General features: G+C 69.8%; 23 protein-coding genes and 5 pseudogenes. 14 read left to right on the forward strand and 14 right to left on the reverse strand.

Annotated elements, in window-relative coordinates; genetic code table 11:
• Positions 1–304 precede the first annotated feature (304 nt).
• Both ABD340_RS29635 and ABD340_RS29640 read right to left on the reverse strand, forming a co-directional pair.
• Entirely contained in the window at positions 305–1045 is a 741-nt protein-coding gene (locus tag ABD340_RS29635) for a cation efflux transmembrane domain-containing protein (protein WP_344593369.1), read from the reverse strand.
• An 8-nt stretch (positions 1046–1053) separates the two neighbouring features.
• The gene (locus ABD340_RS29640) at positions 1054–1578 is read right to left on the reverse strand and encodes an ArsR/SmtB family transcription factor (RefSeq protein ID WP_425547465.1); all 525 of its coding nucleotides are present in this window, start codon (positions 1576–1578) and stop codon (positions 1054–1056) included.
• Between the two features lie 301 nt (positions 1579–1879).
• On the opposite strand from ABD340_RS29640, the gene ABD340_RS29645 reads away from it, so the two are divergent.
• On the forward strand, positions 1880–2116 hold the full coding sequence (locus tag ABD340_RS29645) for a hypothetical protein (RefSeq protein ID WP_344593371.1): 237 nt from the start codon (positions 1880–1882) through the stop codon (positions 2114–2116).
• Positions 2117–2671: 555 nt separating this feature from the next.
• Here ABD340_RS29645 and ABD340_RS29650 read toward each other — a convergent pair.
• The 5 genes from ABD340_RS29650 to ABD340_RS29670 form a co-directional block, all read right to left on the reverse strand.
• Positions 2672–2833: a hypothetical protein gene (locus ABD340_RS29650; RefSeq protein ID WP_344593372.1), complete on the reverse strand. Its 162-nt coding sequence runs from the start codon at positions 2831–2833 to the stop codon at positions 2672–2674.
• A 349-nt stretch (positions 2834–3182) separates the two neighbouring features.
• Positions 3183–3722: a three-helix bundle dimerization domain-containing protein gene (locus tag ABD340_RS29655; RefSeq protein WP_344593373.1), complete on the reverse strand. Its 540-nt coding sequence runs from the start codon at positions 3720–3722 to the stop codon at positions 3183–3185.
• Positions 3719–3976 carry a hypothetical protein gene (locus ABD340_RS29660; RefSeq protein ID WP_344593412.1) on the reverse strand — a complete coding sequence of 86 codons (258 nt, stop codon included), beginning with the start codon at positions 3974–3976 and terminating at the stop codon, positions 3719–3721. The genes ABD340_RS29655 and ABD340_RS29660 overlap by 4 nt, the downstream gene beginning before the upstream one ends.
• Positions 3919–4218 carry an arsenate-mycothiol transferase ArsC gene (locus ABD340_RS29665; RefSeq protein WP_344593406.1) on the reverse strand — a complete coding sequence of 100 codons (300 nt, stop codon included), beginning with the start codon at positions 4216–4218 and terminating at the stop codon, positions 3919–3921. Before ABD340_RS29665 ends, ABD340_RS29660 begins: the two co-directional genes overlap by 58 nt.
• A 78-nt stretch (positions 4219–4296) precedes the next feature.
• On the reverse strand, positions 4297–4692 hold the full coding sequence (locus ABD340_RS29670) for an arsenate reductase ArsC (protein ID WP_425547468.1): 396 nt from the start codon (positions 4690–4692) through the stop codon (positions 4297–4299).
• A gap of 96 nt (positions 4693–4788) precedes the next feature.
• On the opposite strand from ABD340_RS29670, the gene ABD340_RS29675 reads away from it, so the two are divergent.
• Together ABD340_RS29675 and ABD340_RS29680 are read left to right on the forward strand one after the other, a co-directional pair.
• A complete protein-coding gene (locus ABD340_RS29675) occupies positions 4789–5100 on the forward strand; it encodes an ArsR/SmtB family transcription factor (protein ID WP_425547466.1) in 312 nt (103 codons plus the stop codon).
• Positions 5097–5852: an aquaporin gene (locus ABD340_RS29680; protein WP_344593376.1), complete on the forward strand. Its 756-nt coding sequence runs from the start codon at positions 5097–5099 to the stop codon at positions 5850–5852. The genes ABD340_RS29675 and ABD340_RS29680 overlap by 4 nt, the downstream gene beginning before the upstream one ends.
• Positions 5853–6017: 165 nt before the next feature.
• Here ABD340_RS29680 and ABD340_RS48300 read toward each other — a convergent pair.
• Positions 6018–6404: pseudogene (locus ABD340_RS48300) on the reverse strand (NsdA family TPR-like regulatory protein); the annotation flags it as partial.
• A gap of 520 nt (positions 6405–6924) precedes the next feature.
• Positions 6925–7074, reverse strand: a complete 150-nt coding sequence (locus tag ABD340_RS29685) for a hypothetical protein (protein WP_344593377.1) — start codon at positions 7072–7074, stop codon at positions 6925–6927.
• Positions 7075–7785: 711 nt separating this feature from the next.
• On the opposite strand from ABD340_RS29685, the gene ABD340_RS29690 reads away from it, so the two are divergent.
• Both ABD340_RS29690 and ABD340_RS29695 read left to right on the forward strand, forming a co-directional pair.
• On the forward strand, positions 7786–9126 hold the full coding sequence (locus tag ABD340_RS29690; protein WP_344593378.1) for a sialidase family protein: 1341 nt from the start codon (positions 7786–7788) through the stop codon (positions 9124–9126).
• Between the two features lie 191 nt (positions 9127–9317).
• Positions 9318–9494: a hypothetical protein gene (locus tag ABD340_RS29695; RefSeq protein WP_344593380.1), complete on the forward strand. Its 177-nt coding sequence runs from the start codon at positions 9318–9320 to the stop codon at positions 9492–9494.
• A gap of 10 nt (positions 9495–9504) precedes the next feature.
• Here ABD340_RS29695 and ABD340_RS29700 read toward each other — a convergent pair.
• Positions 9505–9705: pseudogene (locus ABD340_RS29700) on the reverse strand (response regulator transcription factor); the annotation flags it as partial.
• Positions 9706–9761: 56 nt separating this feature from the next.
• Between ABD340_RS29700 and ABD340_RS29705 the strand changes: the two are divergent.
• From ABD340_RS29705 to ABD340_RS29715, 3 genes and pseudogenes are all read left to right on the forward strand, one after another.
• Positions 9762–9932 (forward strand): annotated as a pseudogene (locus ABD340_RS29705) (transposase); the annotation flags it as partial.
• Positions 9933–10378: 446 nt separating this feature from the next.
• Positions 10379–10735, forward strand: a pseudogene (locus ABD340_RS29710) (hypothetical protein); the annotation flags it as partial.
• Positions 10736–10784: 49 nt separating this feature from the next.
• Entirely contained in the window at positions 10785–11837 is a 1053-nt protein-coding gene (locus ABD340_RS29715) for an LLM class flavin-dependent oxidoreductase (protein ID WP_344593381.1), read from the forward strand.
• A gap of 229 nt (positions 11838–12066) precedes the next feature.
• On the opposite strand, the gene ABD340_RS29720 is transcribed toward ABD340_RS29715, so the two are convergent.
• On the reverse strand, positions 12067–12645 hold the full coding sequence (locus tag ABD340_RS29720; protein ID WP_344593383.1) for a dihydrofolate reductase family protein: 579 nt from the start codon (positions 12643–12645) through the stop codon (positions 12067–12069).
• A gap of 31 nt (positions 12646–12676) precedes the next feature.
• On the opposite strand from ABD340_RS29720, the gene ABD340_RS29725 reads away from it, so the two are divergent.
• On the forward strand, positions 12677–13222 hold the full coding sequence (locus ABD340_RS29725; protein ID WP_344593385.1) for a tyrosine-type recombinase/integrase: 546 nt from the start codon (positions 12677–12679) through the stop codon (positions 13220–13222).
• A gap of 34 nt (positions 13223–13256) precedes the next feature.
• Complete coding sequence (locus ABD340_RS29730) at positions 13257–13505, forward strand: hypothetical protein (RefSeq protein WP_344593386.1); 249 nt, start codon at positions 13257–13259, stop codon at positions 13503–13505.
• 952 nt (positions 13506–14457) lie between these two features.
• Here the strand turns inward: ABD340_RS29730 and ABD340_RS29735 are convergent.
• Positions 14458–14733 (reverse strand): annotated as a pseudogene (locus ABD340_RS29735) (IS5/IS1182 family transposase); the annotation flags it as partial.
• Positions 14734–14862: 129 nt separating this feature from the next.
• Here ABD340_RS29735 and ABD340_RS29740 point away from each other — a divergent pair.
• The 3 genes from ABD340_RS29740 to ABD340_RS29750 all read left to right on the forward strand — a co-directional run bounded on the left by ABD340_RS29740 (position 14863) and on the right by ABD340_RS29750 (position 17953).
• Complete coding sequence (locus tag ABD340_RS29740; protein WP_344593387.1) at positions 14863–15306, forward strand: hypothetical protein; 444 nt, start codon at positions 14863–14865, stop codon at positions 15304–15306.
• A 183-nt stretch (positions 15307–15489) separates the two neighbouring features.
• Entirely contained in the window at positions 15490–17313 is a 1824-nt protein-coding gene (locus ABD340_RS29745) for a glycoside hydrolase family 15 protein (protein ID WP_344593389.1), read from the forward strand.
• Positions 17314–17602: 289 nt separating this feature from the next.
• Entirely contained in the window at positions 17603–17953 is a 351-nt protein-coding gene (locus tag ABD340_RS29750; protein WP_344593391.1) for a DUF1622 domain-containing protein, read from the forward strand.
• 98 nt (positions 17954–18051) lie between these two features.
• On the opposite strand, the gene ABD340_RS29755 is transcribed toward ABD340_RS29750, so the two are convergent.
• Both ABD340_RS29755 and ABD340_RS29760 read right to left on the reverse strand, forming a co-directional pair.
• The gene (locus tag ABD340_RS29755; protein WP_344593393.1) at positions 18052–19074 is read right to left on the reverse strand and encodes a hypothetical protein; all 1023 of its coding nucleotides are present in this window, start codon (positions 19072–19074) and stop codon (positions 18052–18054) included.
• Between the two features lie 193 nt (positions 19075–19267).
• The gene (locus ABD340_RS29760; protein WP_344593394.1) at positions 19268–19933 is read right to left on the reverse strand and encodes a hypothetical protein; all 666 of its coding nucleotides are present in this window, start codon (positions 19931–19933) and stop codon (positions 19268–19270) included.
• 176 nt (positions 19934–20109) lie between these two features.
• On the opposite strand from ABD340_RS29760, the gene ABD340_RS29765 reads away from it, so the two are divergent.
• Entirely contained in the window at positions 20110–20751 is a 642-nt protein-coding gene (locus ABD340_RS29765; protein ID WP_344593395.1) for a LysE family translocator, read from the forward strand.
• The last annotated feature ends 283 nt before the right edge of the window (positions 20752–21034 follow it).

The raw sequence follows: 21034 nt of genomic DNA on the forward strand, positions 1-21034 counted from the left end.
GACGTGTGATCAGACTGCCCGTCGAGAGCGATCGCCCCCGAAGCTCTGCCGGAGTTGACGCTCAGTCGTTCGGCCAGGCCCGATATGGCGAGGCCTGGCAGTGAGTTGAAGGCCGTTCTTCAAGGGCTCGCCGCCGACGTAGTAGTGGTGCGGGGCCAGGGTGCGCAGCCAGTCGGAGCCGACCTGGGGGCGAAGCCGTGCAGGGCGTTGCGGCGGCCTCGCATCCGGGCGGCCGCAACGGCGCGGGCGGCGTTCATCTTACGGGTGTAGGCGGCCCGCACCGCCACGGGCATCTTCCGGCCGATCATCGCTCCTCCGGGCCGGTCTGGTGGCCGCAGCAGCCATCGGTGCAATCGGATGGGCCAGGCGCGGTGGTGCGGGCGGATGCGGCGGTCCCGGCGGCGGGCACGGCGCAGCAGGCGTCCCCGCGCCAGGCTTCGCGGCCTTCCTTGACGGCGATGGCGGCGATGACGAGGGCGGCGATCGGGTCGGCCCAGGCCCACCCGAGCAGGCTGTTGAGGGCCAGGCCCACCAGCAGTACCGCCGACAGGTAGGTGCACAGCAGCGTCTGTTTGGAGTCGGCCACCGCGCTGGCCGACCCCAGTTCGCGTCCGGCCCGGCGCTGGGCGTGCGACAGCACCGGCATGATCGCCAACGACAGGGCGGCCAGCACTAGCCCGGGGGTAGAGTGCTCGGCCTCACCGCCGCCGAGCAGGGCCCGCGCCGAGTCGGCGGTGACGTAGGCGGCCAGCGCGAAGAAGGAGACCGCGATGATCCGCAGCGCGGTGTGTTCCCGGCGTTCGACCGTCTCGGGGTCGCGGGCGGAGAACTGCCAGGCGACCGCGGCCGCGGAGGCGACCTCGATGATCGAGTCGAGGCCGAAGGCCACCAGCGCGCCGGAGGACGCCAGCGTCCCGGCGGTGATCGCGACGATCGCCTCGATCACGTTGTAGGTGATGGTCGCGCCCACCAGCCAGCGCACCCGCCGGGTCAGCAGGGCACGGCGCCGGGGCGAGGGCCCAAGGGTGATCGTTGCTGTGCTCACACCGGGGTTCACGGTCGCGCTCCCGAACGCCTCGTCCCGCTACCAGCCTGAGCGGTGGGGGTTTCAGCGGTACTGATCTGGGCGGTGGTGGGTTCGGCGGGCGGGCAGCAGTCGTCCTGGTCGGCGCACACGGTGGCGTCGGGGTGGGTGATCACCAGCACCAGGGACGCCAGGTCGGCCAGGGCGTGAGCCAGCCGCGGGTCGGCCATCTGGTAGCGGACCCGGCGCCCCACGGGGGCGGCACTCACCAGCCCGCAGCCGCGCAGGCAGGCCAGGTGGTTGGACACGTTGCCGCGGGTCAGCTCCAGCCGGTCGGCCAGCTCGGCGGGAAACGCCGGGCCCTCCAGCAGCGCCAGCAACAGTCTGCGGCGGGTTCCGTCGGCCAGCGCCACCCCGACCCGCTCCAGCGCGTCGGCGTCCACCGCCACCGCCGCGTCCACCGCTGGATCCGGCCCCCTGTCCGGCGCTGCGTCTGCCGCCGTGGTGGCCGGGGGCATCACCACGGCCGGATCGTGATTTGTCGTGATTTCCACACCTCAAGGGTAAAGCCTTGGCTGAATCCAGTCCATGATGAATCAAGTAAGGGCTGTATCGATCGTCTCGTTCGGGGGGTGATGGGGGCGCAGGACTGCCAGAATGCTCCTCTATGTCTGGTCCCGCCATGGTCGGCTGGGGTGCCGACCCCGCCGACGAAGACGAGCTGCCGCCACCTTCCTGGGGGCGGCGCGAACCCGTTTCGGCCCGGCGCACCACCGGCAGCCCGCACTGGCGCGCCCACGGCCCCGCCGTCACGGTTGGAGAAACGCTCCGGCTCTTACCGGCCGCGACCGCCACGTGGAGATCGAGATCCGCGTCCGCGAACCACGCCGACCCAATTCGTCGGGAAACCGCCCTCACGTACGGCGCATCGACGTCATCACCGGCAACATCACCGGACCCGCAGGCGACCGAACCGCCGACACCAACCCCAGCACCCGCGTCGCCGGACGATACGGCCCGCGCGACTGGCGGCACGACGACGGCTTCATCGTCGTACGGCACGTCGTGCGCGACATCGACGGCCCCATGTAACGTCCGCTGCGGGGTACGAACACCGATGAACTGGAGCCGAAGCCGGACCCGCACGGCGCCGCCCCCTGGGCCGATCTGTGGTTCTACTCCAACCCCGTATTCATCGCACGCTGATCAGCAAGGCAAGAAACTGAGTTGTGGTTGAGGGCGCCCTCCGGGGCGCCCTCGCCCGCCTTCAGTCTCACCAAGCCCGCAGTCTCTCAACACTTGGGTCCGGAAAAACCGGGAGACACCAGGCGTGTCGGCCTGGGTCCTGGTCGCCACAGGTTCAGGGCGTGGAGGGGGTCGGCCGCTCGGGGAAGAGGCTGGGGGGTCACCTGTGCCGGATGTGCCGGACTGGGGATGCTGCGGTTGAGGCGGACGGCGCCCGCTGGGTCCGGCAAGCGTCAACGCGCGCTCGTCCAGTCGGCCGTCCGGGGTCAGGACAGCCGTTATCGCCGAGAATGATCTTGGTGGGGTGGTTTAGAGGCTGTCCAGCAGCAGTTTGGCCAGCAGGAGTTGCACGTTGATGTCGATGTCGTCGCGGATGCGGCGGGCCTGTTCGGGGGGCGCCGGTCAGGTCGCCGGTCTGCCAGGCCATGTGTGTGTGCCCGCCGGGTCGATGAGGCAGGTGTCGTCGGCGTGCAGGGTGACGGCGAGGTCGGGCGGGTGGGCCATGGCGCGGACCAGCGGTTCCGTGGGGTGCGCGGCCAGGTCCAGTCCGAGCTCGTCCAGCACAGGTGCCTGGGGGAAGGCGTCGGGGATGGTGGGGCTGGCGGCGCGGGCGGGGACCCCGGCCCCCGGAGTGGTAGCTGAGCAGAGCGGCGGCGATCTGGGCGGGTGCGGCGCTGTGCACGCAGACGAACAGCACCGTGGGGATCGGCGGGGCCGTACTCAGCAGGCCGGGCCAGGCTGGCACGGGGGCCTCCGGCGGGCGCGGCGGGATCACCGGGAGGAGCGATGGGGCGGCCGGTCAGCCGGTGACCGGGATGTGGAGATCGGTGAGCAGGGCGCGGACGCGGCGTTCGATCTCGTCGCGGATGGGGCGCACGCCTTGCAGGTCGAGTCCTTCGGGGTCGTCGACGCTTCAGTCTTCGTAGCGTTTGCCGGGGAAGATGGGGCAGGCGTCGCCGCAGCCCATGGTGATGATGACGTCGGCCGCTCGGGCGATCTCGTCGGTCCAGGGCTTGGGGAACTCGCGGGAGATGTCGATGCCGCGCTCGCGCATCGCGGCGACGGCGGGGTTGACCTCGATGCCCGGCTCGGACCCGCCGGACCAGCCGATGCCCGCGTCCCCGGCCAGGTCCTGGAAGAAGCCCAACGCCATCTGCGAGCGGCCGGCGTTGTGCACGCACAGGAACAGCACGATCGGGGCGTGCCCGGCGTCCTTGCCCTCCAGCCGGGCCAGGGCCTGCAAACGCTGGCGGGCGAACCGCTCGGCCAGCAGCGGCAGGAAGTTGGGGATGGTCGAGCGGCCGGCGAACTGGTCGTAGCTGGAGTGCAGGAACCGTTCGATGGTCTCGGCGCCGAAGGTTCCGGTGAACTGGTCGGTGAGGTTGCGGGCGGCGGTCAGCAGGGCGTGCTGCTGGTCGATGCTCAGGTCGAGGTGGCGGTAGATCTCGGTCACGGCGGCTCCAGGGCGCTTGGAGGCGTGGCTTCAGGGCTCTTGGTGATGGCGGGGGCGAGCCGGTCGACGCGGGCGGCGATGTCGGCGAAGGCGGCCTGGAACGCCTCGTCGGTCCCTGCGCGGACGGGGTCGGGTACCGACCAGTGCAGCGCCGAGGTCTTCCGGAGGTCCTCGTAGGCGTTGTCGCAGACCGCCACTACCAGGTCGCCGGGCTGCAGCACATCGCGGATGTGGGTGGGGCGGGCGGCGTCCAAGGGCAGGTCGTGGCCCTGGGCGAGGTCGAGCGCGCGCGGGGATGCACCCGTGGGCTGGGGTCTGTCCCGGCCGAGGCGGCCGGGACTGGGGCGCGGTGGCGGCCGTGCTGGTTCCACAAGGCGGCCGCGAGTTGGGACCGGGCGGAGTTGTGGGTGCACACGAGCACAACCCCGGCGGCGGCTCGGGTCAGGACCGACACCGCGGGGTTGAGCCCGGCCAGCGCGGCGGGCACCAACCGCACGTAGGTGCGTCGGCGGGCCGTCAAGGGTCGGCCGCCAACCCGGGATGAGAGGTGCCGGTTGAGCGGAGCGGGCTGGGGTTAGGTGTCGAGGAGTTCCTTGGCCAGGTGTTCCACGCGGGTGCGGATCTCGTCGCGGATGGGGCGGACGGCTTCCACGCCTTGGCCTGCGGGGTCGTCGAGGGTCCAGTCCAGGTAGCGCTTGCCGGGGAAGACCGGGCAGACGTCGCCGCAGCCCATGGTGATGCACACATCCGAGGATTGGACCGCGTCGACGGTCAGGACCTTGGGCACTTGGGCGGTGATGTCGATGCCGACCTCGCTCATCGCCTCGACCACGGCGGGGTTGACGGCGTCGGCGGGGGCCGAGCCCGCGGAGCGGACCTCGATGCGGTCGCCGGCCAGGTGGGTGAGGAAGGCGGCGGCCATCTGGGACCGGCCCGCGTTGTGGACGCATACGAACAGCACACTGGGCATGTCGGACACCGGCACGATCCTCTCGATTCGGCGGTCGCCGGGGCGGTGGCCTGGGCGAACCGGGCACTGCTAACGTAACAGCCCATGATGACATCAGTGGAAACTGATGCGTTGGATCTCGCGACGCTCAAGCTCCTCGCCGACCCGCTGCGCGCCCAGATCGTCGTGCTGCTGGCTCGGGAATCGCTGTGCGTGTGCCACATCGTGGAGGAGACCGGCGCCCAGCAGACCAACGTCTCCAACCATCTGCGCGCCCTGCGCCGCGCCCGGCTCGTGGAGACCGAACCGTCGGGCCGCTACGTCTACTACCGGCTGCGCACCGAGGCCATCGAGGCGCTGGCCGCCCAGCTCGGCGAGCTGGCCGGCCTCGCCGCCCGCTCCACCGACCAGAAAAGGCCCTGTCCATGACCGCCCCGCCGGACCAGACCGCCGTCCCCCGCCAAGGCCCCGCACCGGGCCAAGACGCCGCGATCGACCCCAAGCAGCTGCCGTTGGCGCGCCGGGCGCTGGCCGAACTGGTCGGCACCGCGCTGCTGGTGACCGTGGTGGTCGGCTCGGGGATCATGGCCGTGGAGCTGTCGCCCCGCGACACGGGGCTGCAGCTACTGGAGAACTCCACCGCCACGGTGTTCGGCTTGGCCGCGCTCATCCTGATCTTCGGCCCGGTGTCCGGGGCGCACTTCAACCCGGTCGTCACGGCCGCCGACTGCACCCTGCAGGGCCGGCCCCTGCGCGACCTGGCCGCTTACGTCCCCGCGCAGGTCGCCGGCGCGATCGGCGGGGCCGTGCTGGCGAACCTGATGTTCGACCTTCCGGCCGTCACGGCCTCCCAGCATGACCGGGCCGAGGCGCACCTGTGGCTGGGCGAGGTCATCGCCACCCTAGGGCTGATCGTGCTGATCTTCTCGCTGGTCCGCACGGAACGAACCGCACTGGCCGCCCCGGCGGTCGGCGCCTACATCGGCGCCGCCTACTGGTTCACCAGCTCGACCTCCTTCGCCAACCCCGCCGTCACCATCGGACGCGCGTTCAGCGACACCTTCGCCGGGATCGCCCCCACCTCCGTCCCCGGCTTCGTCCTCGCCCAGCTGGCGGGCGCCGCTGCCGGCGTTGCGCTGGTGTTGATCTTCTACCCCGGCAAGGTGCCGGTACGGCGCTGAGCAACAGCGGATGGGCCTGCGCAGGCAGCACCCGATTCCGGCGCCGCGGCCCCCGGCCGCACCAACAGGCAGGGCGCCGCCCGGGGCGGCTGCTCGGGCGGGGGCTCCTGCTCGACCTCGCTGACCGCAGCGCGATGATGCGTCGGGCCCGGCTCTCGGCTTCGGTAGGTCACCGAGTTGGCGCATGCAGCGAGCGGTTTCGCTGGCCAGCGCGCCCGCGTCGAAGGGGCTGACCCATGGTGCCGGCACGTCGGCGGGGGAGCGTTCAAGAGCTTTCTCCGCCTGCCTCAGCGCGTCTGTACAGGCATCATCGTCGGCGAGCGCCGCCAGGCCGCGCGCCTCCATCGCATAGAGCCGTGCGGAGAGCGCTGGTGCTGGCGTGGCGGCGGCGGTGAGTGCGGCATGACCTTGACGTGCAAGCGATATGGCGTCTTCCGGCTCGTTCAGGTGTAGGGATAGGTGGCTCATGCTGGCGTAGATATGGGCGCTGAGTTGTGGTTCCCCGCCCATCTGGGCCAGGTCGAGTGAACGGTCGAAGTGCTGGCGGGCGATATGGTCGTGGCCAGTGAGCCATCAAGCCCGCCATTTCAGTCAAGCCACCTGCTGCGATGAAGACGTTCACGCCTCCCTATGCCGTCCGGCTTCCGAACAACTGGGGTGCGAGCGTGGTTTGCAGATAACTCGTGACAGTTGGGTAGAGGTGGCCGCCGCCGAAGGCGCGGCGGGGGAAATGCCGCGGGTGCGTGCCCAGGGGATGAGGCGGTCAAGGCCGGTCACCGGCGGGCCGCTCTCGACACGGCTGAGCTGGGCCTGAGTGATGTTGAGCCGGCGGGCGACCATGACTTGTGGCAAGGCGCGGGTGCCATGGTGGGGGTGGTGACGGTATGACCGGATGATCTGCCCCATGTGTCAAATGTCCAGGGCCGCTCGCAGCGGGTCAGCGCTCCAGAAGTCAGCGGGCACGGTCGGCGGCATGAAGAACCGGTGACGCGCTTTCACCTGACATGGAGCGCACCGAACGTCCGAATTATCCCGTGCGAGACACCTGTCGCAAGTATGGCAAATGCACACATTAGTCCTGGTGCTCCAGCACTCCGGCGTCCATGGCCAGCTTCCTGGCCGGTGCGGGCCAAGTCTCTGCGGTGTCGTCCTGGTTGTCGGGCATCCGTTCAGGAGTGTTGCACCGGTCGGGATTGCCGGGTGGGGGAGTAGGTGGGGTCATGCTCCCGCACCGTAGAAGCCTCCAACCGTGGGACGTGATGGGATCCCGTAGGTGGCCAGACCTAGAGGCAGCCTTTCTGTAAGGGCGCATAACTGGACACCCTTCCCGCGCCCCAGAGTGCCATCCCCCAGCATTGGCTCCATCCCCGCAGCCCGGGCGCAGCCGACTCACAGGCCGCTGCGGCTCCGCACCACCTGGGAACCCGCTGGCACACTGTTCACGATGCCCGAAATGTCCAACCCTTCAAAAGTGCTCGAGATTCGCTATTACTCGCCGGTGCAATACCAGGTCAGCGAGTATCCCCCCGCGCACGCGGGGGTGGTCCCACCCAATTCACCCTGGGGACGCAGGAACACCGGAAGTCCACGTAATGCGGTGATCTTCACTTGGAATGCCGGTGCGGGGGTGGCAGGGCGGTTGGCGGCGGCCCGGACACCGGCGGTTGCGGTCGTACGCCGGTGGGAGAAGCGGCGGCGGCGTTTAACGCCGGTCCGAGTAACGGAGAAGCCTCCCCTCGTGTGATGACCGGACGGGAGCGGTGGCGCAGGATCGTGGCACTCATCTCCGGCGGCGGGAAGACCGATGGCGCGAATGGTGCGGCGGACGGCGATGGTCATGGTGTTCGGGGCGGTTCTGGCGGCCGCGGGCGTGGTCCCGGCAAGCGGTCAAGGACGTCCGGCGGGTACGGAGCGTCCGGCTCCAGAAGCAACGGTGTCAGGCCGGAGCCCGTTCGCCGATTGCCCGAAGGGGACGCTGGACGATCGGCTGCCGCCAGGGGCGGTCGAGCCCTTTGTGGTGGCCGATCCGGTACGCCCGGGACTGGCGGCGGTGGCGTGGCCCCAGGACCGGTTCCGCGGGCTGGTGGTGGGTGTGAGCCGCGACAGTGGTCGGAACTGGAGTCGGGTGGTCGTGCCCGGGGTCAGCCGTTGCACCGGCGGCCGGTTCGACTATGTGGACGACGTGCGGCTGTCGTACGGGCCCGATGGTGTGCTGCACCTGTCGGCGCACGTGTTCGACGGGCCGGGCACGAGCCCGAGCGGGCTGATCGTGGCCAGGTCGGCCGACGGCGGGCTCACCTGGAGCCGTCCGGTCGAGGTCGCGGTGAGCACCGACGCGCGGCACGGGAACTACGTCGGCGGGGCGATCGCCGTCGATCCGCGGCGGCGCGGGCGGGTGTACGCGGTCGTGCCGCGCATCACTGAGCCCACCGCCGACGATGAACCGTTCCGTGGCGTGACCGTGCTGGCCCGCAGCAGCGATGGTGGTCGCAGGTGGTCGGTCAGCGAGATCCACGACCCGGGTCCAGACCGGTTGACCACCGCCCACCAGATTCAGGTGCTGCCCGACGGCACTCTGGTCGATGTGTTCACGCATGTCGACATGACCGGCGGCGGGCAGCGTGTCACGCTGGCCGCGATCCGCTCCACCGACCAGGGCCGTACCTGGTCACGTCCGGTCACCGTGGCGCCGGTGCACCTCGCGAACGTCACCGACCCGCAGGACGCGGGGCGGCCGGTGGCCTACGGGAGCGCCCTGACCGCGGACGTCGCCGTCGACCCGGTCACCGGCCGGCTCTGGGTGGTCTGGCAGGACGGCCGGTTCGGCGGCGAGACCAGCGCCATCGCACTGGCCGGCTCGGCCGACGGCGGCCGCACCTGGACCGCGCCGATCAAGGTCAACGCCACCCCCGAACGCATTCCCGCACCCAACCAGCAGGCGTTCACCGCATCGGTCGAGCCCGCCGGCCGGGGCGCCGTGGTGGTCGCCTACTCCGACTTCCGGCACAACGATGCCGCCGCCTCCCTGATGACCGACCGGTGGCTGGTCCGGTGCAGGCCGACCGCGGCCGCCTGCTCGCAACGCCGTGAGACCCGCCTGACCGCGTCCTCCTTCGACATGACCCGCGCGACCTTGCTCACCGACGTCGGCCCGCCGGGCTACTTCCTCGGCGATTACAACGGCCTGGCCATCACCGGTGACACCGCGCTCGCCCTGTTCGCCCGCCCGACTGCCGGCACCCCCGGCGCGATCTTCGCCACCCGAACCCGATGAGCTTCGGGTCGGCGCTGGACCGCCCCGGCAAGGTTGGAGTAGTCGCGTGTGACCGGTGGAACGCTTCCTCGTACTGCACAGGTTCTGCGAGGAGTTCTGCGAACGGCGACCTGCGTGAACACGGCCGCCCGACACGGGTTCGCCGTGCCCGCAGAAGTGGTCATTTCTGCGAGCACACACCGTCACCACACATGGCTACTCTGCGGCTCATCGTAGTTTCCCGAGTCCCGGGCCTGGCTGGAGGCGCCGGCCCGCACCCGTGGTCGGCCCCCGCGCAGGATCCCGCCGAGCACCTGTCCAGCGAACCGTTCGGCCGCTGGTTCGACGTCGTCGCGCACCGCCGGAACGTGACGCACGTCAGCTGGTGACGGAAGCCCTTCAGGAGCCGCCCCAGCCCGCGCCCGGGGTTGCCAGGCCGGACTCGTAGGCGAAGACGACCAGCTGGGCGCGGTCGCGGGCGCCGAGCTTGGTGATCGAACGGCTGACGTGCGTCTTCACGGTGGTGTGACTGATGACCAGATGCGCGGCGATCTCCTCGTTGGACATCCCGGTCGCGACCAGCGCCACGATCTCGCGCTCGGCGCGCGGTCAGCCGCTCCAGCTCCGCGCGGCCGGCCGGACGCGGGATGGTGGTGGGGGGCACGCCGACCGGCCCCAATCCGGTCGATCGGGGCAAGAAGGGCAGCAAACTCCACGTCCTGACCGATGCGGCAGGGCTGCCGCTGGTGGTCGCGGTCTCGGCGGCCAACGTGCACGACGGTGACCGCGTTCTTGAACCCCGCGTCCACCCACGCCCTGCTCACCGACGGGTTGTCGATCGCGACCCGGTCCAGCAACTCGATCCCGATGGCGTTGTGGTGCACGCACGGGGCGGTGACGAACAGCGCGATCAGCGGCCCCGGCTCTTCCTACCCGCGTCCAGGCCCGTCATGTCGGCCGGGACACTGGCCGCGGCGTGCACCGTCTGGGAGTCCATCGCCACCGCGCTGGGGGCTCCTCGGCGCGTCCGGCGGCCTCCCGCACCCGCGGAATCCTGACCGACCGCCCAGCACCCTACTGAGGATGGGGCTTCGTTCCTGATCAGATGGAGGGCCCTGACGTGACGACAACGGCCGCCATCCGAACAGATCATCGCGATCAGCGAGCACGAATCCACCATCGCCTTGGCCGTCAAACCCGGCGAGACCTCCGAGCACGAGCGCTGACGAGCAGGTCGCTGACCTGCGAAACTTGACAGCACCTGATTCAACATATCGACGTGCTGCTCGCTTTCTACGACTACCTGGCCGAGCACTGGATCCACCTGCGCACCACCAACCCGATCGAGTCGACCTTCGCCACTGTCCGACTCCGCCAGCGGGTGGCCAAGGGACCCGGCTCCCGCGTCGCAGGCATCGCCATGGCCTTCAAGCTCATCGAGTCCGCACAAGCCCGCTGGCGCAGTCAACGCACCCCACTTGTGGCCCTGGTCCGCGCTGGTGCGAGGTTCGAGAGCGGCCAGCTCGTCGAACGATCTGACGAATCAGGAGGCGATCAGCAAGCCGCCAGGGTTGTCGGCGTACTCCTTGGCGTGCAGAGCTGGGTACGGATAAACGTGCAAAGCTGTTGAGCCGTCATACTCGGCGAGTTCGATTCGATCCTTGTGCCTTGGGGGTTCGATGCGTGCAGGCGTCGTGGTCACCGCGCACCCCGGCGTGGAGGACCTCGCCGTGCGGGCCGAGGAGTTGGGCTTGCACAGCTTCTGGGTCAACGACACCCCGATGGTCCACGGCGACCCCTTCGTCGCCCTGGGACTGTGTGCGAAGGCCACCAGCCGCATCAGGCTCGGCATCGGCGTGACCTCACCGGCGCTGCGCTCGGCCCCGGCCGCCGCCAGTGGACTCGCCAGCCTCAACGCCCTGGCCCCGGGCCGGATCATCTGCGGAGTCGGCACTGGAAACACCGCCCGGCGCACCCTGGGCATGCGGCCCACCACGGCAGCCACGCTGGAGAACTTCACCGCCGCACTGCAGGACCTGTGCGCCGGACGCTCGACCGAGTACCGCGAAGGTGACCGGGGCCGCGACATCCGGTTCCTGCACGCCGGGGCGCACGTGAACACCGCCGACCCGATCGAGTTCGTCGTGGCCGCGCTGGGCGGACCGAAGGCCGCCGCCGTCGCCGGCCGCCGCGGCACCGGCCTCATCTCCTTCGGCCTGCTGGACCCCGCCGCGTGGCAGGCGTTGCACGACGCCCGCCGCACGGCCCGCGACCCCGACTCCCGGGCGAACTCTTATGTGGTCACCGCGCTGCACATACTCGACGAGGACGAGGACCCTCACGGCGACGCGGCCCGGGACGCGACGGGCCACCTCGTCCTGTCGCTGCTGGCCTTCGCCGCCGACACCGCCGCCGACACACCCGCCTTCGTCGAGCAACTCGGCCCCGCCGAACGCGAGGCGGTGCGGCGACTCCTCGACCGGCGCGGCACCACCGCCACCGCGCCGGACAGGCACACCAAGCTCTACCCCAACTACCTCGGACGCATCGCACCGCAGGACCGGGACCTGGTCCTGCCTTCGCTGATGAACACCCTGGCCCTTGTCGGCACCCGCGGCGACCTCCTCGCCCGCATCACCACTCTGGAACAGGCCGGCATTGACGAACTCCTCATCCAGCCGGTGATCAACCCACCCACCGAAATGGCCCAGCTCGCGAAACTCCTCACCTGACTGGGCCCGCCGGCCGCGCGCACGGAGACACGCGAATCCCTGCCGGTGAATGTGGACGAGACGGAAGGCCATGGGGGTCTTCGCTGATCAACTCTGCATGTTTACGTACATGGCTCTGCACAGGAAGCCGTACGCCGACAAGGGTGGCCATGAGACCGGTCGGCATGTCGGTCAGCGGGAACCTCCGGTCAGGTTCGGCTGCTTGAAGGGGTGGGATGCATGGATGGACTCAGGCATGCAGGGTGGGCCGGTAGATGAGCTCTTGGATGTGGCCGTCGAGCGTCCGGCTCTCGATCAGCTCGAGGTCGAAGTCGGCCGCACCCTGGAAGATCGGGTCCAGCCCGGTCTGACCGGTGATCACAGGGAAGAGCGTCACCTGGACGCGGTCGACCAGACCGGCGGCCATCAGCCCCCGGTTCATCGACAGGCTGCCGTGCGAGCGCAACGGTACCTCGGACTCCTCCTTGAGCCGGGCGACGACGTCGACGGCATCGCCGCTCACGACGGTCGCATCCGGCCAGTCGAGGGGGCCTTCCAGTGTGGTCGACACCACCGTTGCCGGCAGGCTCCTCATCCGGGTGACCCATGGGTCACGCACCTCGGACTCCTCGGTGCTCGAGGCCAGCATCCGCGTGAACGCCCGATACGTGTTGGCCCCGAAGACCATCCGCTGCTCCTCGCCGTACAGGGCGAGGCGGTGGTCGAGGAGCTCGGGGCCTTGCTTGCCCCAGTAGCCGGTCCAGTTGCCGCCGGCGGCGCCGAAGGCGTCGAGGCTGGAAAAGACGTCGAATGTGTAGGTAGCGGTCATGATGCTCTCCTCGAGTGCGGTTGATCGCGTGTTGTCGGCGGCGACACTGAACCGGATCCGGGCCACGCTGCGGGTCGCGTGGGACGCCGCGATCCGGCAGGGCCTGATCATCGAGAATCCGGCGGCTCTGGTGGAGTTGCCCAGGGAGCCGCGTCGGCGTGCGGTCGTGTGGACGCAGGCACGAGTGGGGGAGTGGCAGCGGGCCGGTCGGCGGCCCGTGGTGGCGGTGTGGACGGCGGCGCAGACCGCCGAGTTCCTGCACGCGATCGCGGACCACCGGCTGTATGCGGCCTTCCACCTGATCGCGCTGCGCGGGCTGCGCCGTGGTGAAGCGGTCGGGCTGCGCTGGTGCGATGTCGACCTCGACCACGGCGTCGTCGTCATCTGCCAGCAGATCCAGCAGCATCGCGGAATGCTGGCGGTGTGTGCGCCCAAGACCAGCGCCCGCGTCATCGCGCTGGACCGCACCACCGTCCAAGCGCTGCGCGAGCACCGGGATCGGCAGTGCCGCCGATCCGGCTGCACGATCTGCGCCACGGGGCGGCCACGTTGGCGTTGGCGGCTGGGGTGGAGTTGAAGGTGGTGCAGGACATGCTGGCCACTCCAGCATCGTGCTGATCGCCGACACCTACACCTCCGTGCTCCCCGAGGTCGCCCACCGCGCCGCGGAGAAGACCGCCGCGCACGTGAAGAAGGCGCGCCGGCTGGTCCCCGGCTCGAAGCCTCGCGCCAAGCGCGGCAGCAACCGGCCGACCCCGCCGGGGCCAGGCCGCCAACGCCGCGGCGGGAAGAGGAAGAGGCCCCGATCACCGGCCCTGGAGAGCCTGATGCCTCAGCAGAGCCGCCCGCAGCGATGCTGAACGACGGGCCTTGAGGGAGGCCGGCACAGCAGGCCGCCTTCCCGCGTTGATCGAGAGCCTCGGCTCCCCGTCCTTGCCCATCGACCTTGAAAGGCCAACCCACAAGAATCGCATCGGCCGACTACAGGTCGCTGCGGCAGCAGCCCTGCGCCTACAGAAACCGGGCCACTGCTGCGCCGATAGGGCGAGCTGGCGCCTGGTTTACGTGAGATGTCCGGGACTCAGGTCGGCCACATGCCGGCCCCAGGCGCCCAGGGCAGCGATCAACGGGGTTGTGTCTGCCCTGGTGAGGGGTGGCGCGCCCAGAGGGATTCGAACCCCCGACCGTCGGTTTAGAAGTGCAGCTGTGTTAACGAGGGTTTCTGTGTGCCCGCTTATCTCATTTATTCCGCATTCGAGCCCGCAGTGCTGTCCTTTTATGTTGAGCCCTGTCGTGTTGTGCCGGTGTCCCCGAGCGAACAACGAGCGAACATAGGTCCGGATGCGATGACATCGGGCTACGGGTTCGGGTGCGGGGTTCATCCAGCCTGAGCGTCAGGTCGAGGGAACTGGCCGCGTTCGCTCCTGGGTAACTCCTCGGCCAGTCGCGACGGGTATTCGCAGGGCGCGTGAGGTGACATAGTTTCCGGCACGCACAGGTCCGTTCTGTGTGCTCAGGTGGGCAGTAGGCGGCGGGCCAGGCAGGAGCCGGCGCCAATGCATGCGCCAGCCGCCCACAGAGCCAGCCCCGTGGCGGCGGACCTGGCCCGGCGTGCGGGGGAGCGGGAGACGCTGTGCGGACGCGTGAAAGGAGTCGGGCAGCGGAGCCAGGGTGAGGTCGGGCTCGGGTCGGCGGTCGCAGCTACCTGCGCGGCATGCACGGTGACCGTGCCGGACAGGGCGGCGGTAGCAAGACCGTCACTGTCCCCGACGGCGAAGGCGGCACCCACACCGACGCCGAAGGCCTCGACGGCAGCGCGTCCACCAGGCCGGCGCGGGCCTGCTCATCGTTCCAGGCGATGCGCGGCTTGCCCGGATCGGTGAGTCATGCGCGATGCACCGGGCGGCGGCGACCTCGGCCGCACCCGGCACCTCCCGGATCACCGTCCGGACCGCGGCGATCAGCTGGGTGACGGTGTCCTGGGTGGCCACCGCATCGTCCAGCAGTCGAGTCCAGGGCCCGCCGCTGCCGGCCCCCAAGCACCCCGGTGGCCTCGACGACCTGCCGGACCCGCTCCAAGATCCGGTCCTCGGTGACTCGGGGTGGCCGTTTGCCGACGGTCGGGCCTTCTGGGGGTGGGCCATTGATCCCCATGCCGAGCTTGCCGACCCGGATGAGGACCTTCTCCTGCGGCATCCGGACGGACTGGAGTTGCTGGTGGCCGCCGCCGACCAGGAAGACTGTCCCAAGAGCACCTACTGTGCCAACGTCCTGGAGGAATACGCCTGCGACATTGTCGCCTGGGACCAGGACGCCGCGTACGCGCCGTTGCGTGCTGCCGCCGCCTACGCGGCGATCGGCGTGGGCGAGCGGACGCGCGACTGGGCGGAGTACGTGGCGCGGCTGCTCTCCTACCGGGAGGAGCCACGGCCGGTGAACCGGGCCAGGGCCGAGCAGATGGCCACGGACCTGTTAACGACTCCGCGCCTGGGCGAGCTGCTGCGTACAACGGGAGGCCTGAGCGTTCGTCTCACGCCCAAGGCCCAGCATTGGGAATGCCGCTGGGGCGACTCCGTCTCGAAGTACCTCTACATCAACCGGCGGACGGGCCGGTTCCGCACGGGGCGGCTGTCGGACGTCGACCTGGCGGCCCTGGTCTGAGCAACGCGCCGGAACGGCGGAGCGCCACTCAGGCGCGCATGCATCTGATCCTTGACGATGTCCCCGATCCCCGGCGGCAGGCCGTCGTGACGCCGCAATGGGTGGGTAGGGACGGATCGTGGCCTCTGGGCGACGCATTCGAACATGGGGCATATATGGGGACAATCGAGGGATCTGGGACAGGTGGGACGGGCGAGCGGCTACCTTCCGATCGCTGAGCACGGTCTGATCGGTGATCTGCAGACGGTGGCCCTGGTGGGCACCGACGGCACGATCGACTGGTACTGCTGCCCGTGCTTCGACTCGCCCAGTGTCTTCGCCTCGCTGCTGGACGCCGAGCGGGGCGGCTGCTTCGAGCTCGGGGCGGCCGTACCGGCGACGACCAGGCAGTTCTACTTCCCTGACACCAATGTGCTGATCACCCGGTTCCTCACCGAGGAGGGAGTGGGGGAGGTCCAGGACTTCATGCCGGTGGGCCGCGATGTGCGGGAGGCGACCGGGTCCGAGCCCAGTAGGCATCGGCTGATCCGGCGTGTGGTGTGCGTGCGCGGAACCATCGCGTTCCGGGCGCGGGTCGCTCCCCGTATCGACTACGGGACCGCCACGCACACGCTCCGGGCGGTGGGCGAGACGTTGGTATTCGAGTCCGCCGGACTGTCGCTGGCGCTGACCTCCACCGTGCCCCTGGAATGCGACGATCGGGACGCCTGGGCGGAGTTCAAGGTCGCTGAGGGCGAGTCCGCGGTGTTCGCGCTGGACCAGGTCGGCGCCACCGTGACGCCCCGGGGCTGCCCCAGCGCGGAGGCCGCGGACGAGTTCGACGCCACGGTGGCGTACTGGCGGCACTGGCTGTCAGCGTCCCGCTACCGCGGCCGGTGGCGCGAGATGGTGCACCGCTCGGCGCTCACGCTGAAACTCCTCACCTACGCGCCCACCGGCGCGATCGTGGCCGCGCCCACCGCGAGCCTGCCCGAGCAGATCGGCGGTGAGCGCAACTGGGACTACCGCTACGTATGGATCCGGGACGCGGCGTTCTGCGTCTACGCCCTGCTGCGGCTCGGTTTCACCGGCGAGGCCGAGGCGTTCGTGAACTTCATCGCCCAGCACATCATCTGCGGTGACGGCGGCCCCTCCGGCCCGCTGCAGATCATGTACGGCATCGACGGGCGCACCGAGCTGCCTGAACGCGAGCTCGATCACCTGGAAGGCCACCGGGGCTCCGCCCCGGTGCGGGTCGGTAACGCCGCCGCCCGGCAGCTCCAGCTCGACATCTACGGCGCGCTGGTCGACTCGATCTACCTCTACGACAAGTGGGCCCGGCCCATCTCCAGCGACCAGTGGGACGAGGTGTGCGCGCTGGTGGACTGGGTCTGCACCCACTGGGACCAGCCTGATGAGGGCGTGTGGGAGACCCGCGGCGGGCGCAAGAAGTTCCTGTACTCGCGACTGATGTGCTGGGTGGCCATCGAACGGGCCGTCCGCATGGCCAACCGGCGCGGCCTGCCCGCGGATCTGCCCCGCTGGCAGCGGAGCCGGGACGCGATCTACCGGCGGATCATGACCCGCGGCTGGTCGGTCTCCCGCCAGGCGTTCGTCCAGCACGAGGACGGCGACGTCCTGGACGCCGCCGTCCTGATGATGCCCATGACCAAGTTCATCGCCCCCACCGACCCCAAGTGGCTGTCCACTCTGGACGCGCTCACCACCGAACTGGTGTCGGACTCCCTGGTCCACCGCTACGACCCGCAGGCCAGCCCGGACGGCCTGCGCGGCGAGGAGGGGACGTTCTCGATCTGCTCGTTCTGGTACGTCGAGGCGCTGACCCGTGCTGGACGGATCGACGAGGCGCGGCTGGCGTTCGAGAAGATGCTCACCTACGCCAACCATCTGGGCCTGTACGCCGAGCAGATCGGCCACGCCGGCCAGCAGCAGGGCAACTTCCCGCAGGCCTTCACCCACCTGGCCCTGATCAGTGCGGCGTTCAACCTGGACCGCGCCCTGGGCTGACACTCACCGTCGACCGCGGCCGATCGTCTTTCGGTCCCTTGCACCGTCGGGCTCGTCCAGGCTGGGGGAGGTCCGGCTTGTTTGCGCACCCGGACCACGGGTACCCGCTGCCAATTGGACAGACTCCGCAGCTCAGGAGCTGATCGAGCCTGGGTTTTGCCGCACATGGCCGCGGCACTGGCAGGTGTCCACCGCTCGTCGACCGGTACGAGCCGGAGATCGCGGTCACGCTGTCCGCGGGTGGGAGGTTCGCCGGGCAGGGCCCCGGGCCGGCGGCAGAGGAGAAGTGGTGGAGTTCCAGCACGTCGTGGACCTGGTGGGCAAGAGCATCGACGCGGTCGGCGTGGCGGTGATCGTCGTGGGAGTGCTCGCCGCCACCTGTTCCGCGGCTCTCGGGCTCGCCCATCACCAGGTGGACCTCTACCGCGGCTACCGCCGTCGCCTCGGGCGATCGATCCTGCTCGGGCTGGAGTTCCTCGTCGCCGGCGACATCATCCGGACCGTCGCGGTCTCACCCACGTACACGAGCGTCGGCGTGCTTGCGCTGATCGTGGCCATCCGCACCTTCCTCAGCCTCTCGCTCGAACTGGAGATCTCCGGGCGGTGGCCCTGGCAGAAGAGGACGAGCTCGGCCGAGTGAGCACGGGCGCACCGCGGACGTCCTCCGGCGCCAAGGGAGCCGTTCCCGACCGCTGTTTCAAGGCGCAGCACCACCAGGGGATGTCTGGCGGCCATGGTCTAGGACGTAGGTGCGGACGGGGCGGGGGCCGGGCTTTCCCAGATGTAGCCGAAGCGAGAAACGTGCAGGCGGAGGGGGTGCACGAGGTATCCGGCCTCCGCCTCGGCGCCGAACAGGCGCAGTCCGCGCGCCCGCAGCCCGGCGAGGAAGAACGGCAGATTGGCCGCCCACATCACCACCGTGGCGATCAGTCCACCGACCAGGAACGTGCCGGTGCCCGCGGTCTCCAGGGGCGGGCGGAGCGCCGTGCTCGACCATGACACCAACCACAGCACCAACGCGTTGGCCACCAGGGAGTACACGGCCAGCATCAGCATCCCCCAGAGCAGGCGGCGGCGGTCGTAGTCCCACGGGTAGGTGCTGGACATCGAGATCCGCAGGTTGGCGACGTTGAACAGCGCGGCCAGCACGACCGTGGTGATCAGCGTCCGCCACCACTGCTCGGCGCCGAGGCGAACGCCGTCCAGGACGGCCACCAGAAGCCACAGGACGCCCAGGCACGCGGCGAACCGGACCAGCCTCCCCAGCCCGCCCGGCTTTCTCTGCTCGCCCACCGACCGCAGCAGGAAGTCGATGACGATCTTGACCAGCGGAGCCACCACGAACACCCAGAAACCCGACATGCGCAAGGGCAGGTCCAGGGCCCGGCACATCGCGGTCGCCGCCCACCACGTGAGCGGTTCGAGCACGACCGCCAGGGACAGGCCCCCGACGACGAACGCGGACACGGTGGTGCCGGGGTGACTCCGTGCCCAGCGGTTGCGCCACAGCGGTCCGGATTGGAGTTTGCGCAGCCCCTGTGATCCCAGCGTCACCAGCCAGGTCAGCCCGAGGACGACCAGGACCGCCGCGGCCTGGCGTCCGGCCGAGCCCTCCAACCGGACATCGCGCAGGATCTGTGCGGTGCACCAGATCGCGATGCCGTCCCGGACCAGCTTGCCCGTCCAGGAGAGGACGCTGTTCGCCCGCTTCTCGTCACGCTGCCCTTCGCCCGACGCCTGCTCTTGTCCCGCCTCGACCATCTGGTACGCCCTCCATCGCCGCTACCACCAATGTTCCCGAGTCGCGCCGCGACCGCCTGACCAACAGTGGACGCAGCACCATGGGCGAGGCGTTCCGGCAGCGATTCGCCCTGGAGGTGGAGGCGGCGCCGCAGGGAGGTGGCGGCCCTCCGCGAGCCCGGCTCGGCCTTCTACCGGAGGCTCCGGGGCTTGATCAAGTTCGTCCCCGGGGTTTGCGGCGGCGGCCTTCGGGAGTGAACGTGAAGGTCTCGCCGAACGGGCCGTCCCCGAAACGCACGGCGAGGAGGACGGCCTCCTCCTGCTCGGGCGGCCAAGTGACCTCCGCACCGGGTTCGGGGCCGTTCCACAGGTGGAACCACACGATCGGGTCGTCCGGGTCCTCGGTCAGGTAGCCGAGCACCTTGCCGTACCGCCGATTGCCGCCTCCCAGTTGCACGGACGGCGGCCCGAACTCGGCGGTCACGTCCGTCCACACGCGGTCGCGCCCCGCCCACGGACGGGCCGCCGCACGCAACGTGACGTACTCCGCCCTGGCCAGGACACGATCGGGCTTGAGCCAGCCGCGAGCGCGCGCGTACTCGGCGTAGACCGACGCCATGTCATGCTCGTGAGGTTTCGGCAGCAGCCACCAGAACGCCCCCGTCGCCCCCGTGCTCGTCCATATCCCGCGCTTCTCCCAGGCGGGCTGCCGCTCGGTCCAGTCGTCCTGGTCGCGCTCCACGAACAGCAGATGACGCAGCAGCAACCTGAGGGCGATCTCGCCGCCGTACATTCCGGGACGGCGCAGGGCCAGATTCATCTCGTCGACGAGGTAGGCGCGTATCTCGGCCGCAGGCGCGAGTTCAGACGACGCGTTCATGTCTCGTACTAGAGCACATTCGTCGGGTCGTCGCGCCATACCTGCTGGCCATCGAGCCCACGGTGAGGCCGAACCTCTCGCGTCCGGGGCTCCCCCAAGCCCGAGGTGGACGTAGGAGCGAACGCATCCCGGCGGACGGAATCGCCCGACGTCCCACCGGAGGAGGCGGACAGGCCATGACGACCGTCGATTGGCTCGCATTCGTCCCTATAGCGCTCGGAATCTCCCTCGTTCCAGGCGCCAACCAACTGCTCGGGCTGCGCAACAGCTACCGGAACGGGCTGCGGACAGCGATGATCGCCGTCGGCGGTCGCCTCGTCGCATTCGCGATCATGATCGTCTTGGTCGCCTTGGGCCTCGGCGCGGTCCTCGTTCAGTCCGAAATGGTCTTCAGCACGGTGAAGTGGGCAGGAGTGGCGTACCTGTTCTACCTCGGCGTGCGAAGGCTGTGGTCATCGTGGCGGCGCCCAGCCGAGTCGACCAGCCCGGTCGGCACAGACCCGACACCGGGGGGAGTCCTGGCACTCGGTCGCGAAGAGTTCCTCGTCGCCGCCGGCAATCCGAAGGCCGTGCTGCTGTTCGCCGCCCTGCTGTCCCAGTTCGTCTCGGGACCCGGATCGACCGTCGGCGGCCTGCTGCTGGTCGGCACCGGTCACCTCGTGGTGGAGACCCTCGTCGCTCTGCTCTACGCCGTCCTGGGCTCCCAGCTGCGGCGCATCGTGATCTCCGCCCGCGTCGACCGCCTGGTGGCGCGAGTCACCGGTGTCTGCCTGATCGGCTTCGCCGCCTACCTCGGGACGAGCCAGCGACCTTCCTGAGCAGGTGATGTCACGAACAGACGCCTGGTGTCACACTCCGTAGGATCGTTACGCCTGCCATCGCCCCGCACGGTACAACAGCACCTCATTGGACCAGTGGTGGATGTGGTGTCGGTCGGTGGGTGGTCGGGCGAGTGCGGTGAACGAGCGGCGGATCGCATGCGCCGCGCTCTTCCTGAACCGTCTCCAGTGGTGCGTCCTGCACGCGGACATCAGGATGGGGAGACGTCGCTGTCGGAGAGGATGCGGCAGACGTTGGCGAGGAGGGATTTCTCTTGTTCTT

Origin of the sequence: Actinomadura vinacea (assembly GCF_039532545.1) — a bacterium.
GTDB classification, from domain to species: Bacteria; Actinomycetota; Actinomycetes; order Streptosporangiales; family Streptosporangiaceae; genus Spirillospora; species Spirillospora vinacea.